A 13,744-nucleotide genomic window follows, 5' to 3' on the forward strand; every position below is an offset into this window, starting at 1 on the left:
GAAGGTCACACCACGGTAAGTACCGCGGTCGGCAGGTTGGCGTGATCTCGACGGCCCGGGCGCGCCCCCGCCGGAGCGTGCTCGGGCCGTCGTGGTGCGTCCTTCGCTCCTGCGGCGATCAGGCGTCCTTCGTCAGCGCCGCGACCAGCACGGGTGTCACCAGCTCGACCTGCCACGGACGCGCGCCGTAGCCGGACAGCGCGGCCGAGACGGTGGCGGCGTCGACCACGCCCGGCGGCTGCCAGCACAGGCGGCGGACCGTGTCCGGGGAGATCAGGTTCTCCTGGGGCATGGAGAGCTGCTCGGCCAGCGAGGTCACGGCGGCCCGCGCGGCGGACAGGCGGGCTGCGGCCGAGGGGTCCTTGTCGGCCCACGCCCTGGGCGGCGGCGGGCCCGTCACCGGCTGGCCCGGCTGCGGCAGCTCCGCCTCCGGCAGCGCCTTGGCCCGGTCCACGGCGGCCTGCCACTGCTCCAGCTGCCGGCGCCCGGTGCGGTGCCCGAACCCGTTCAGCGCGGCGAGGGCGTGCACATTGCCCGGCAGGGCCAGCGCCGCCTCCACGATCGCGGTGTCCGGCAGCACCTTGCCCGGCGACACGTCGCGCCGCTGGGCGATGCGGTCCCGCGTCTCCCACAGCTCCCGCACGACGGCCAGCTGCCGGCGGCGCCGTACCTTGTGCATCCCGGAGGTGCGGCGCCAGGGTTCCTTGCGGGGCTCGGCGGGCGGGGCGCTCGCGATGGCGTCGAACTCCTGGAGGGCCCACTCCAGCTTGCCCTGCCGGTCCAGCTCCTTCTCCAGGGCGTCGCGCAGGTCCACCAGGAGTTCCACGTCCAGCGCGGCGTAGCGCAGCCAGGGCTCGGGCAGCGGGCGGGTGGACCAGTCGACCGCGGAGTGGCCCTTCTCCAGGACGAAGCCGAGGACGTTCTCCACCATGGCGCCGAGGCCCACCCGGGGGAACCCGGCGAGCCGGCCGGCCAGCTCGGTGTCGAACAGCCGGGTCGGCACCATGCCTATCTCGCGCAGACAGGGCAGGTCCTGGGTGGCGGCGTGCAGCACCCACTCGACGCCGGACAGCGCCTCGCCGAGGGCGGAGAGGTCGGGGCAGGCGACGGGGTCGATCAGCGCGGTGCCGGCGCCCTCGCGGCGCAGCTGCACCAGATAGGCGCGCTGTCCGTAGCGGTAGCCGGAGGCGCGCTCGGCGTCCACGGCCACGGGGCCCGAGCCGGCGGCGAAGGCGGCGACCACCTCGGCGAGCGCGGCCTCGTCGGCGATCACGGGCGGAATGCCCTCGCGGGGTTCGAGCAGGGGTGTCGGCGCCTCCGTCACAGAAGATCCGGGCTCGTCGGGAGGCGTTTCTCCGTTGCTGCGCCGGGTGCTGTCTGCTGCGGTGTCTTGGGCGTCGGTCACCTGTCAAGGGTATCCATGCGTGGACAGCGCCCGTCGCCGGAACGTTCCGTCGACGGGCGCCGAGGGGTCGTAAACCAGTCAGGGCGGTGAAACCGCCGGTTCACGCGGGTGAACCGGCCGCTCTCCGGAAGGGGGCAAGGGCATCGTCGGCGGTCAGTGGATGATCCCGGTGCGCAGGGCCACGGCGACCATGCCGGCCCGGTCACCGGTGCCCAGCTTGCGGGCGATACGGGCGAGGTGGCTCTTCACGGTGAGGGCGGACAGGCCCATGGAGACGCCGATGGCCTTGTTCGACTGGCCCTCCGCGACCAGTCGCAGCACCTCGACCTCGCGTCCGGACAGTTCGCGGTAGCCGCCCGGGTGGCTCGGGGCACCCGGGGGGCGGCGGTGCATGCGGGCGGCGGCGCCGAGGGGAGCGGCGCCGGGCCGGGTGGGGAGTCCGATATTGGTACGGGTGCCGGTGACGACATAGCCCTTGACCCCGCCGGCCAGGGCGTTGCGGACCGCGCCGATGTCGTCGGCGGCGGAGAGGGCGAGCCCGTTGGGCCAGCCCGCCGCGCGGGTCTCGGACAGCAGGGTCAGGCCGGAGCCGTCGGGCAGGTGGACGTCGGCGACGCAGATGTCGCGGGGGTTGCCGATGCGGGGACGAGCCTCCGCGATGGACGAGGCCTCGATGACGTCGCGCACACCGAGCGCCCACAGATGGCGGGTGACGGTGGAGCGCACGCGCGGGTCGGCCACGACCACCATGGCGGTCGGCTTGTTCGGGCGGTAGGCGACCAGGCTTGCGGGTTGCTCAAGGAGAACGGACACCAGGCCTCCTGGGTGGGGGGACGGGGCCGGCTTGTGGGGAAGAAGCCGGGACGAACCGTGCTTTCAAGGTCACAGTCGTCTTCGGCAGCAAACGTGTCCGCCTTTAGGGAGTGATCACGATCTAGTGAGTAACAATCTGCGCAATTCGGACACGCGATCGATCACCCGAAGATCGAATCGGTCCGAGCGGGTGCGATTCGAGAGCGCAATGTGGCCGTATCGACAAAGAGATGGTCAATAAGGCGCCCAAGAGGATGACGACGGCCGAAACCGGCCGTCACCTCACCGGGACTGCGGACCCCTGCGCTGCGGCAGCGTCACCACCGAGGCGTCGCCGGGACCGGCCGGCGGCAGCCCCCCGACCTGCGCCAGCAGATCGCACCAGGACGCCAGGTGGGCCGCCGCGTCCGGCACCCCGCCCAGCCCCTCGCGGGGCGTCCAGGACGCCCGGATCTCGATCTGCGAGGCGGACGGCCGGTCGGCGAGACCGCCGAAGTAGTGGGAGCCGGCCCGCGTGACCGTACCGCTGGGCTCGCCGTAGCCGAGGCCGCGCGCCTGGAGCGCCCCGGTCAGCCACGACCAGCACACCTCCGGCAGCAGCGGATCGGCCGCCATCTCCGGCTCCAGCTCCGCCCGCACCAGCGTCACCAGCCGGAACGTGCCCCGCCACGCGTCATGCCCGGCCGGGTCGTGCAGCAGCACCAGACGCCCGTCGGCCAGCTCCTGGTCGCCGTCGACCACCACCGCCTCCAGCGCGTACGCGTACGGCGCGAGCCGCTGCGGCGCGGGGGTCGGCTCCACCTCGACCTGCGGCCGCAGCCGGCAGGCGCGCAGGGCGTCGACCGCGGCCCGGAACGCCGGCGGACCCGCGGCACCCGAGTGCCGGTCCGCCTCCTCGGTGTCCTTCACGTCGCCCAATCCGTCAGCGCCTTCCGACATTCGTCCGTGAGCCGCAGCCATGCGGGGAAGAGTAAGGGGAACCGGGCCCCTGCGCAGGCAAGACACCCCGCGACGTGCGCTTCCTCGCCGCCTGCGCACGGCCGCCCGCGGCGGCATGCGAAACTTTTCCCGTGACCGCCAACGAGGCCCTTGCGGGCAAGCAGCCGACCCAGACGTACGACAGCGCCTTCCTCAAGGCGTGCAGGCGCGAGCCCGTGCCGCACACCCCCGTCTGGTTCATGCGCCAGGCCGGCCGCTCCCTGCCCGAGTACCGCAAGGTGCGCGAGGGAGTCCCCATGCTGGAGTCCTGCACGCGGCCCGAGCTGGTCACCGAGATCACCCTCCAGCCGGTGCGGCGGCACCACGTGGACGCGGCGATCTACTACAGCGACATCGTCGTCCCACTGAAGGCCATCGGCCTCGACCTGGACATCAAGCCCGGCGTCGGCCCGGTCGTCGAGCAGCCCATCCGCACCCGAGCCGACCTGGCCCGGCTGCGCGACCTCACCCCCGAGGACGTCTCCTACGTCACCGAGGCCGTCGGGATGCTCACCCGCGAGCTGGGGTCCACCCCGCTGATCGGCTTCGCGGGCGCCCCCTTCACCCTCGCCAGCTACCTGGTCGAGGGCGGCACGTCGCGCACGTACGAGAACGCCAAGGCGATGATGTACGGCGACCCCGAACTCTGGGCCGACCTGCTGGACCGCCTCGCCGACATCACGACCGCCTTCCTCAAGGTGCAGATCGAGGCCGGCGCCTCCGCGGTGCAGCTCTTCGACTCCTGGGCCGGTGCGCTCGCCCCCGCCGACTACCGGCGCTCGGTGCTGCCCGCCTCGGCGAAGGTCTTCGACGCGGTCGCGGAGTACGGGGTGCCGCGCATCCACTTCGGCGTCGGCACCGGCGAGCTGCTGGGGCTGATGGGCGAGGCCGGCGCGGACGTCGTCGGTGTCGACTGGCGCGTCCCGCTGGACGAGGCCGTGCGCCGCGTCGGTCCCGGCAAGGCGCTCCAGGGCAACCTCGACCCGACCGTGCTGTTCGCAGGCAAGGACGCCGTCGAGACCAAGGCCCAGGAGGTGCTGGACGCCGCCGCCGGTCTGGAGGGGCACGTCTTCAACCTCGGCCACGGTGTGCTCCCCACCACCGACCCGGACGCGCTGACCCGCCTCGTGGAGTACGTGCACGGCGCGAGCGCCCGCTGACCCACCAGGGCGAACACCCTCCGGCCCCCGGCACCGCCGGGGGCCGGACGCGTTTTCGGGCGGCCGCTGTCGCCGTCGGTGCGCTGGTGAGCCGGTCACGGTGCACGCACGGGCAACACCGGGAGGGCGAGGGATCCTAGCGTTCTCGTCGGCGGCCGAGTGGGCCCGCGGTCCGGTCCGCCTCGGCGACCACCCGGCACCCGGCCGTCACGCGTCCCGATCCCCGGAAAGGCACCCTGACATGGCCACGCCCGCCGCCCCCGTCGTCGAACGAGTCGAGGACAAGCACCGCTACGAGATCCTGGTCGACGGCGAACTCGCGGGTTTCACCGAGTACCTGGACCGTGACGAGCAGCGCGTCTTCTACCACACCGAGGTCGGCGACGCCTTCGCCGGACAGGGCCTCGCCGCCCGCCTGGTCGAGCAGGCCCTGACCGACGTACGGCAGGCGGGGAAGCGCGTCGTGCCGGTCTGCCCCTACGTGGCGTCGTTCCTGCGCAAGCACGAGGAGTTCGCCGACATCGCCGACCCGGTCACCCCGGACGTCAGGCACTGGCTCCGCCAGGCCCTGAGCTGACCGCCCCCGCCAGACACTTCCGAAGAAAGAACACACAGCCATGCCGTACATCACCGTGGGCCAGGAGAACTCCGCCCCGATCGACCTCTACTACGAGGACCACGGAACCGGGCAGCCGGTCGTCCTCATCCACGGCTTCCCGCTCGACGGCAACTCCTGGGAGCGGCAGAGCGCGGTGCTGCTCGACGCGGGCTACCGCGTGATCACCTACGACCGCCGCGGCTTCGGGCAGTCCAGCCGGCCGACGACCGGTTACGACTACGACACCTTCGCGGCCGACCTGAACACCGTGCTGGAGACCCTCGACCTGCGGGACGCCGTCCTGGTCGGCTTCTCCATGGGCACCGGCGAGGTCGCCCGGTACGTGTCCGCCCACGGCTCCGCCCGCGTGGCCAAGGTCGCCTTCCTGGCCTCGCTGGAGCCCTGCCTGCTCCAGACCGACGACAACCCGGACGGGGTCGCCCCCAAGGAGTTCTTCGACGGCGTCGTCGCGGCCGTGAAGGCGGACCGCTACGCGTACTACACCGACTTCTTCCGGGACTTCTACAACCTCGACGAGAACCTCGGCACGCGGATCAGCGAGGAGGCCGTCCGCAACAGCTGGAACGTCGCGGCGGGCGGCGGCTTCTTCGCCGCGGCCGCCGCACCGTCGACCTGGTACACCGACTTCCGGGCCGACATCCCCGCCATCGACGTGCCGGCCCTGATCGTGCACGGCACCGCCGACCGCATCCTGCCCGCCGACGGCACCGCGCGGCCGTTCCACCGGGCGCTGCCGTCCGCCGACTACCTGGAGATCGAGGGCGCCCCGCACGGCCTGCTGTGGACCCACGCCGACGAGGTCAACGCGGCCCTCCTCGCCTTCCTGGAGAAGTGAGCCCGGTCCGGCGCGCGCCGTCGCGGCGGTGGCGTGGGCCGGGCCTCATGCGGGCCCGGGACCCCGGGGAGGAGCACCGGGTCGCCACCTCTCTGGAACTCCTCTTCGACCTGTGCTTCGCGGTCGCCGTGAGCCAGGCGTCCGCCGGGCTGCGCGCCGCGGTGGGCGCGGGGCACGGCACGGCGGGGGTGCTGCACTTCGCGATCGTCTTCTTCAGCGTGTGGTGGGCCTGGATGAACCTCACCTGGTTCGCCTCCGCCTACGACCCTGACGACGACGTCCCCTACCGGTTGACGGTGTTCGCCCAGATCACCGGGTCGCTGATCCTCGCGGCCGGGGTGCTGCGGGCGTTCGACGGGGACGACCTGAGCGTGATCACCCTGGGGTACGTGGTGATGCGGTGCGCGCTGGCCGGGCTCTGGCTGCGCGCCGCTCGGGCGGACCCGCGGCGGCGCCGGACGGCGCTGCGCTTCGCCACCGGGGTGGTGGCGTGCCAGCTCGGCTGGGTGGCGCTGCTGCTCCTGCCCGCGGGGGTCCGGCCGGCCGGTGTCGCGCTGCTGGTGGTGGGGGAGGTGTGCGTCCCGGTGTGGGCGCAGGCCGCCGGGACGACCCCCTGGCATCCGCGTCACATCGCCGAGCGGTACGCGTCGTTCACCCTGATCGTGCTCGGCGAGTCCGTCGCCTCCGCCACGGCCGCCGTGCGCACCGCCTTCGACGAGCACCGCGGCACCTGGCAGCTGTGCGCGGTGGCGGCGGGCGGTCTGCTGACGGTCTTCGCCATGTGGTGGCTGTACTTCGCCCGGCCCGCCCACACCCTGCTCGCCACCACCCACCGGGGGCCCGGCAGAAGGTTCCGGTGGGCCTACGGCCACTACCTGATCTTCGCGTCGGCCGCCGCCGTCGGGGCGGGCCTGGCCGTCGAGGCCGACCAGGTCACCCATCGCACCGGCATCGCCGCGCAGGCCGCGGGCGCCATGGTCGCCGTACCGGCGGCCGTCTTCCTGACCACGGTGTGGGCGCTGCACCTGCGGCCCCACCACCGGGGCGTCGCGCGGGGAGCACCCTTCCTCGGCACGGCCGTCCTCGTCCTCGCGTCGGCCTTCTCCCCGGTGCCCGCACTGGCCACCGGAGCCCTGTCGGCGCTGCTCGCCGCCGTGGTCACCGTGCAGGGGGCGCGCACGGCGGGGAGTCGAGGAACCCCGAGACCGAGGGGGCGGGCCGGTCGGAGCCCGCGTGGCCCGTCGGACACCCGATGAGGCGCTTGAGTGCGCCCGCTGTGCCCAGGACGCCTTCCGGCGGTCCTGGGCACCGGCGTATGCGGCGGAGCCCACCGCGGCCTCGGCGAGGCCCGCTCCTGCTTCCGCCGCCTCCTCGCAAGGAGCCCCACGGCCGGTGCGCCGTCGGCACACGACCCGTGCGCGCTCGGCGCACTCCCCGCCCCCGGAGGACGGCCGGCGTCCCGGCCCACCGCCGTGAACGCCTGAATGCGCCGTATTCTGCCGTCGGGCGAGGGGACGGAGAAGGTGTGTCGGGCGAGAGTCCGTTCGGGGCCGTGCTGCGCGGACTGCGTCAGCGGGGCCGGCTGACCATGGAGGAACTGGCCGAGGCGTCGGGGGTGAGCGTCCGGGCGATCGGCGACATGGAGCGGGGGCGCAGCCGGGTCCCGCAGCGGCGCACGGTGGTGGCGCTCGCCGAGGGACTGGGGCTCGCGGACGCGGAGCGGGAAGCGCTGATCACGGCGGCGCGGTCGGCGCGTCCGGCGCGTGTGGTGGCGGCCGGAGCGGCCGTGCCGCCGCGGTCCGTGCGGGACTTCACCGGGCGCGGCCCGCAGCTGGCGTTCCTGCGGAAGGCGGCGCGACGCGCCCGCGCCGGCACGGGCGCGTCGGTCGCGGTGGTCTCCGGCCCTCCGGGGTGCGGGAAGACCACGCTGGCGCTGAAGGCGGCGGCGGACCTGGCGGGCACCTTCCCCGACGGGTGCTTCGTGGTGGACCTGCACGGGGTGGCGGGCCCGGTGGACCCGGGCGAGGCGTCGCTGCAACTGCTGAGGGCGCTGGGGGTGTCGGACCGGCGGCTGGGGCAGGAGGACGCGCCGGGCCACGCGGGACTGCTGCGGGCGCTGCTCGCCGAGCGCCGGTGTCTGGTGGTGCTGGACAACGCCCGGGACGAGGGACAGGTACGGTCGCTGCTGCCCGCCGGCGGCGAGAGTCTGGTCCTGGTCACCAGCCGGCGGCCCCTGACGGGGCTGGAGGACGTCGACCGGCTGGCGTTGGCCGAGATGGCGCAGTCCGAGGCGGTGCAGCTGCTGCGCCGGATCCTCGGTGCCGAGCGCGCCGACGCGGAAGCCGAACAGGTCGCGCGGGTGGCGCGGTTGTGCGGGCGGCTGCCGCTGGCCCTGCGCGTGGCGGGCAACTGGCTGACGGCGCGCTCGGGGTGGAGCGTGGCCCACCTGGCCCGGCGCCTGGCCGACGAGGAGCGTCGGCTGGGTGCGCTCGCCGTCGGCGACGTGCGGGTGGAGGCGGCCTTCGAACTCTCCTACCGGCAGCTGACCCCCCAGGCCGCCCGGCTGCTGCGCCTGCTGAGCCTGGTCCCGGCGCCGGACATGACCGCCGCCTACGGCGCGGCCCTGGGCGGGACCGGCGTGTTCGAGGCCGAGGACGTGATGGAGGAGCTGATCGAGGCCGGGCTGCTGCAGGTCGCCTACCACGGCCGCTACCAACTGCACGACCTGCTCCGGCTGTTCGCCCGTGCCCGGCTGTCCGGGGAGGAGACACCCGGCGAACGGGAGGCGGCCGAGGGCCGGCTGCGGCGGTGGCTGCTGGACACCGCCACGGTCGCCGGCCGCTGGTTCAAGTCCGCCTACGGGGCGCCGCCGTCGTCCTGGCGGGGCCTGCACCCGCTGGAGAGTGCCGAGGAGGCGGGGGCCTGGCTCCGCAGCGAGGCCCCCGCCTGGCTCGCCGCGCTGCGCGATGCCGCGCACCGGGGTGAGCACACGCGGGTCGTGGAGACCGCCGACGCCATGGAGTGGTTCTGCGACCTGTGGGTCTTCTGGGGCCACTGGCCCGAGGTCTTCCGGCTGTCGGGTGAGTCCGCCGCCGCGCTTGACGACCCGAAGGCGCGGGCCCTCCACCTCAACATGCACGCCTGGGCCCTGACCGTCTGCGAGCGCCGCCACCGAGAGGCCCTCCAACGGGCCGACGAAGCACTGGACTGCGCCCGCCGCGCACGGGACGTCTCCCAGGAAGCCGCGGCCCTGATGCACGCGGCGAGCGCGCTGCGGTATCTCGGCGAGGTGCGGGCATCCGCCGAGAAGTCCCTGGCCTCCATCGAGGTGTCGAAAGCCGCCGGGGCGCACGAGGTCTGGCTGAACGCCATGCTGAGCCACGCGGCCACCCTGCGCCTGCTCGGCCGGCCCGAGCAGGCCCTCGCCCACGACACGCGCCTCATCGCCTTCCTCGACGCTCCCGACTGCCCGGTGCGCGGGCACGTCGCCGCACTCACCCGGGCCCATGCGACCCACGGCCTCGGCCGTGACCACGCCGCCCTCGGGCGCTGGCGCGAGGCCGCCGACCACTATCGCGACGCCCTGGTCCAGTCCGAGCGCATCGGCCTGACCTACCGAACGGGCCAGGCGCTGGTGTACCTGGGGCCGGCCCTGATCGAACTGGGGGAGACGGAGGAAGCCCGCACCCGCCTGCGCCAGCTCCTGGACCTCGGCGAGGACGTGGTGGACCCCGAGTCGCTGAAGACCGCGCGCAGGCTCCTGGACTCGCTCCCCGCCGAGTGAGCCACGCCGGCCGGGACCGGCGCGGGCGGGCGGCGTCCGCGCCCGGTGCTCTGACGGGCAACGTCCCGTACGTTCCCCGGCAACCCCCGAACACCGAGGGTTTTAGGGTCAATTGCGCAGACTGCCACCCCTCGAACCTGCTGGACGGGTAGACATGACTCAGCCGTTTCACAGCGCCGCCGAAACCTCGGTCACCGACGAGGTGGTGGTGCACGTCATCGTCGCGGACGAACCGCCGGTGTCCCTGCCCGCCGAGCTCCGCTACGACCGGTCGGACCCCTACGCCGTGTGCCTCTCCATCGGGATGACCTCGACCGGCACGGTCGACTGGGTGTTCGCACGCAGCCTCCTGTCGCAGGGGCTGAGCCGGCCGGCGGGCGTCGGGGACATCCTGGTGACACCCCGGCACGGCGGGCCCCGGCACGCGGTGCGGATCGTCGTCAGGTCCCCGGCCGGAGCGGCCGTGCTGTACATCGCGGTCTCGGCGGTGACCGCGTTCCTGGAACGGACCCGCGCGGTCGTGCCGCCGGGTGCCGAGGGGCTGTTCCTCGACCTGGACCGCGTGCTCGCCGAACTGCTGGCGGACGACGCGTGACGGGCCGCTTCGGCCCGCCGCCGCGCGGGCGACGACCGGGAACGCGGCCACCGTCGGCGGCGGGGCGGAATCAGCCGCCGTACCGGTGCAGGGCGACGTGCACGGTGTCGAGGATCTGGAGGCGGGCCGCCCGGGCGGCGTCCGTGTCGTGCAGCGGGGCGAGCACCATGAAGCCGTGGATCGTCCCGTGGTAGCGCATCGAGACCACCGCCACGCCGGCCGCGCGGAGCTTCGCCGCGTAGGCCTCGCCCTCGTCGCGCACCACGTCGGCCTCGCTGGTGACCACCAGAGTCGGAGGCAGTCCGGTCAGCTGCTCCAGGGATGCCTGCAACGGCGACGCGGTGGCCTCGCTGCGCTGCCGTACGTCGGGCAGGTACTGGTCCCAGAACCAGCGCATGGTCTCCCGGCCGAGGAAGTAGCCCTTGGCGAACTCCTGGTACGACGGGGTGTCGAAGTCGGCGTCGGTGACCGGGCAGAGCAGCACCTGCTGGAGCAGCCGCACTCCGCCGCGCTCCTTGGCGAGCAGGGTCAGCGCCGCCACCAGGTTGGCTCCCGCGGAGTCGCCCACCGCGGCCATCCGGCTCCCGTCCAGGCCGATCTCGGCGCCCCGTTCGTGGATCCACCGCGCGACCGCGTAACACTGCTCGACGGCGACCGGGTACCGCGCCTCGGGGGCGCGCTCGTACTCCACGAAGACCACCGCCGCGTCCGCGCCGAGCGCCAGTTCGCGCACCAGGCGCTCATGGGTGCCGGCGTCGCCCAGCACCCAGCCGAGGCCGTGCAGGAACAGCACGACGGGGATCTCGCCGACGCTGTCGGCGGGCCTGACCACCTTCACCCGGACGTGCCCGGTCGGCCCGCCCGGGAGCGCGAGCCACTCCGCCGAGGTCGCCGCCTCGTCGAGCGGGTCGCCCACGTCCTGGAGACGGGCCAGGCCCAGCCGGGCCTGTTCCGGGTCCCGGCCGCCCGCCGACGGCAGGCCGGCGTGCCGGGCCACCAGGGCCCGGGTGGGGCGGTCCAGGACGGGGTGCCGGACAGAGGAGGGAGCGAAGTCGGACACACGATCTCCTGCCGGCAGGGCCAAGGGGCGGAAAGACGAAAAGGGGCTGTTCGCTGTGAGGGCTGGGGGAGGGCGGTACACCACGGGGCCGGCCGGGTGCCGGGCCGGGGCGCCGCCGCGGGCACAGGGCGGTCCGCAACGTTTCGACCGGGGACCTTACCCGTTGGCCGGCACGGGGTCGGCCGCCGGGTGGGCCGGTGCCGTGGACGCCGAACGCGGGCTCGGGAAGATCCCGGGCGCGGGCGCGGCCGCCGCGGACCGCCCGCCGTCCCCCGGGGTGGTGCGCTGGTTGCGCCAGTCACGGGGGGAGACACCGTAGGCAGCGCGGAAGGCCCGGCTGAAGTGGGCGGGGTTGACGAAGCCCCAGCGCTGGGCGACCGCGGACACGGTGGGGGTCGTCCTGCCGCGGCGGGCCAGCTCCCGGCCGCACTCCTCCAGGCGCCGCTGCTGGATGAGCCGGCCGACGGTGGTGCCCTCGCCCTGGAACAGCCGGTGCAGGTACCGCACGGAGATCCGGTGGGTGCGGGCGATGCTCTCCGGTGACAGGTCCGGGTCGCCCAGGTTCCGGTTGATGTGCTCGCGGATACGCGTCAGCAGGTGGCCGCGGGCGGTGTCCGCGTCCGGGCCGCCCGGATGGGCCCGCTCGGCTATCAGAGTGGCGAACAGGTCGACGACATTGCCGGCCAGCCGGTCCGCGACGGCCGGCGGATAGCCGTCCGCCGAGGAGGCCAGGGTGGCCAGGAACGGCAGCAGCATCGCGCCGAAGCCGTCCCCGGTGCCGATGGCGTTGCCCGTTACCTGCCGGATGTCGGTGTCCGTCAGGCCCAGCACGCGCCGCGGCAGTTGGAAGATGTGCGTGGTGAACCGCTGCGGGTAGTCGAAGGAGTACGGCCGGGTGGTGTCGTAGACGACGAGATCACCCTCGCCCACCTCGGCCCTGCGGCCGTCCTGGATGAAGGTGGCGGTGCCGGACACCTGGACACCGACCGCGACCAGTTCCTGCGGCGAACGGGCGATCAGCGCCGGGGTGCGGCTGACCCGGTTGGCGTCCGCCTCCAGGGTGGAGACCTGGAGGTACCCGAGACGGTTGGTGGCGATCCGGCCGTCGAACGGGCCGTCGCCGCGCGGCGCGACCGTCATCGGCACCAGTGTCCTGCTCACCGCGTTGTTCCAGTACACGACCTTGTCCCGGTCCGGCACGGAGGCCGTCGTCAACACCGTACTCACGTTGTTCTCCCCTCAGGGGGCGTTGCTTCGGGGCTGTGGCGGACGGGAACGGGACGGCCGGCCGCGTGACGCCCGGGAGGGCCGCGGCCGGTGCCCGGCTGAGCCGGACGGTACGTCGTACGGGCAGCGACCTCGCTGGAGCGCAACCGGACCGCATCGGCGAGGCCCGGGTTCCCGCCCGCACCGAACAGCCAAGCAGCGGACCCCCCGCGTCTCCAGGCAGAACCGCAGGCAGAAATCGCGCGAGCGGACACGCGCCCCGCGTGCCGTGCCCTGTCGGAACAGACGTGCGCTGTCGGAACAGAACGGTGCGCCGTCAGGCAGGAAACGACCGGTCGGGGCCGGGAGCGTCGGCGCGGGCCGGTTCCGGCCGGTCGGCCCCGCCCCGGTGCGCCTACCAGACCTGCCGCGGCCGCGCCCTGCCGCCGAAGAGGATGCCGGGCGGCTGCGGCGGGGGCGGGGTGCCGGCCTTGAGCGGCAGGGCGATCAGCAGACCCACCAGGAAGCCGATCACATGGGCCGCGTACGCCACCGTCCCGGCGTCCGAGACCGCCTGCCCGGACGAGTACACGGCCTGGAGCACGAACCAGAAGCCCAGCACCAGCCAGGCGGGCAGCCGCAGCGGCAGGAAGATCAGGAACGGCACCAGCACCCAGACCCGCGCCCTCGGCCACAGCACGATGTAGGCGCCGAGCACCCCGGCGATCGCGCCGGACGCACCGATCAGCGGATCGGCCGAGCCCGCGTTGAGCAGCGCGAAGCCGTATCCCGCCGCGTAGCCGCAGACCACGTAGAAGAGGAAGAAGCGGATGTGGCCCATCCGGTCCTCGACGTTGTTGCCGAAGATCAGCAGGAACAGCATGTTGCCCAGCAGATGCAGCCAGCTGCCGTGCACGAACATCGCCGTGAACACCGACAGCGGCGGCGACTTCCGGTAGGCGGGCGGCGCCACCACACAGCCCGGGCCGTGCGGGCCGATCCCCACCTGGCCGGTCGGCACCAGATGCGGCAACTGGCCGTGGACCAGCTCCCTCGGGACCGCGGCGAAGCGGTTCATGAAGGCTTCCAGATGGCACAGCTGCGCCAGGTTCTCCGCGCCGGTCACGGAGCCGGGCATGCCGGGCGTGGACAGGAACACGAGGACGTTCGCGAGGATCAGGGCGTACGTCACCCAGGGGGTGCGCCGCACCGGATTGACGTCATGGACGGGGATGACCACACCCAAGTAGTGCCCGCCGGTCCCTGCGCCAATCGGGTGGTCCCCGCGC

At 73.8% G+C, this 13,744-nt stretch carries 12 protein-coding genes; 6 read left to right on the forward strand and 6 right to left on the reverse strand.

What is annotated here, in order from left to right; translation table 11 throughout:
- Positions 1–118: 118 nt before the first annotated feature.
- The 3 genes from ACSP97_RS27610 to ACSP97_RS27620 all read right to left on the reverse strand — a co-directional run bounded on the left by ACSP97_RS27610 (position 119) and on the right by ACSP97_RS27620 (position 3,178).
- Positions 119–1,405: a ribonuclease D gene (locus ACSP97_RS27610; protein WP_440554726.1), complete on the reverse strand. Its 1,287-nt coding sequence runs from the start codon at positions 1,403–1,405 to the stop codon at positions 119–121.
- Between the two features lie 153 nt (positions 1,406–1,558).
- Complete coding sequence (locus ACSP97_RS27615) at positions 1,559–2,218, reverse strand: response regulator transcription factor (protein ID WP_030777669.1); 660 nt, start codon at positions 2,216–2,218, stop codon at positions 1,559–1,561.
- A gap of 282 nt (positions 2,219–2,500) precedes the next feature.
- Positions 2,501–3,178 (reverse strand): DUF3000 domain-containing protein, encoded by a 678-nt coding sequence (locus ACSP97_RS27620; RefSeq protein WP_355148417.1) that lies wholly within the window; start codon positions 3,176–3,178, stop codon positions 2,501–2,503.
- A 110-nt stretch (positions 3,179–3,288) separates the two neighbouring features.
- On the opposite strand from ACSP97_RS27620, the gene hemE reads away from it, so the two are divergent.
- The 6 genes from hemE (at position 3,289) to ACSP97_RS27650 (ending at position 10,189) form a co-directional block, all read left to right on the forward strand.
- Positions 3,289–4,356: a uroporphyrinogen decarboxylase gene (gene hemE / locus ACSP97_RS27625; protein ID WP_355148415.1), complete on the forward strand. Its 1,068-nt coding sequence runs from the start codon at positions 3,289–3,291 to the stop codon at positions 4,354–4,356.
- Between the two features lie 241 nt (positions 4,357–4,597).
- A complete protein-coding gene (locus ACSP97_RS27630) occupies positions 4,598–4,933 on the forward strand; it encodes a GNAT family N-acetyltransferase (protein ID WP_355148413.1) in 336 nt (111 codons plus the stop codon).
- 40 nt (positions 4,934–4,973) lie between these two features.
- Positions 4,974–5,810 (forward strand): alpha/beta fold hydrolase, encoded by an 837-nt coding sequence (locus ACSP97_RS27635; protein WP_355530834.1) that lies wholly within the window; start codon positions 4,974–4,976, stop codon positions 5,808–5,810.
- Between the two features lie 47 nt (positions 5,811–5,857).
- Positions 5,858–7,066, forward strand: a complete 1,209-nt coding sequence (locus ACSP97_RS27640; protein WP_440554730.1) for a low temperature requirement protein A — start codon at positions 5,858–5,860, stop codon at positions 7,064–7,066.
- 269 nt (positions 7,067–7,335) lie between these two features.
- Entirely contained in the window at positions 7,336–9,594 is a 2,259-nt protein-coding gene (locus ACSP97_RS27645) for an ATP-binding protein (protein WP_440554731.1), read from the forward strand.
- Between the two features lie 154 nt (positions 9,595–9,748).
- On the forward strand, positions 9,749–10,189 hold the full coding sequence (locus tag ACSP97_RS27650; protein ID WP_440554734.1) for an SsgA family sporulation/cell division regulator: 441 nt from the start codon (positions 9,749–9,751) through the stop codon (positions 10,187–10,189).
- Positions 10,190–10,259: 70 nt separating this feature from the next.
- Here ACSP97_RS27650 and ACSP97_RS27655 read toward each other — a convergent pair whose 3' ends face one another.
- From ACSP97_RS27655 to ACSP97_RS27665, 3 genes are all read right to left on the reverse strand, one after another.
- Entirely contained in the window at positions 10,260–11,249 is a 990-nt protein-coding gene (locus tag ACSP97_RS27655; protein ID WP_355148403.1) for an alpha/beta hydrolase, read from the reverse strand.
- A 156-nt stretch (positions 11,250–11,405) separates the two neighbouring features.
- Entirely contained in the window at positions 11,406–12,476 is a 1,071-nt protein-coding gene (locus tag ACSP97_RS27660; RefSeq protein ID WP_355148401.1) for a helix-turn-helix domain-containing protein, read from the reverse strand.
- 394 nt (positions 12,477–12,870) lie between these two features.
- Positions 12,871–13,695 (reverse strand): rhomboid family intramembrane serine protease, encoded by an 825-nt coding sequence (locus tag ACSP97_RS27665; protein WP_355530894.1) that lies wholly within the window; start codon positions 13,693–13,695, stop codon positions 12,871–12,873.
- Between the last annotated feature and the right edge of the window lie 49 nt (positions 13,696–13,744).

This window comes from Streptomyces sp. SCPE 10 (genome assembly GCF_051980735.1).
GTDB lineage: Bacteria > Actinomycetota > Actinomycetes > Streptomycetales > Streptomycetaceae > Streptomyces > Streptomyces misionensis.

Coding starts and splice junctions, on each gene's coding strand:
- ACSP97_RS27620 (WP_355148417.1), bottom strand. CDS start 3,178: ATGGCTGCGGCTCACGGACGAATGTCGGAAGGCGCTGACGGATTGGGC.
- ACSP97_RS27630 (WP_355148413.1), top strand. CDS start 4,598: ATGGCCACGCCCGCCGCCCCCGTCGTCGAACGAGTCGAGGACAAGCAC.
- ACSP97_RS27635 (WP_355530834.1), top strand. CDS start 4,974: ATGCCGTACATCACCGTGGGCCAGGAGAACTCCGCCCCGATCGACCTC.
- ACSP97_RS27640 (WP_440554730.1), top strand. CDS start 5,858: ATGCGGGCCCGGGACCCCGGGGAGGAGCACCGGGTCGCCACCTCTCTG.
- ACSP97_RS27650 (WP_440554734.1), top strand. CDS start 9,749: ATGACTCAGCCGTTTCACAGCGCCGCCGAAACCTCGGTCACCGACGAG.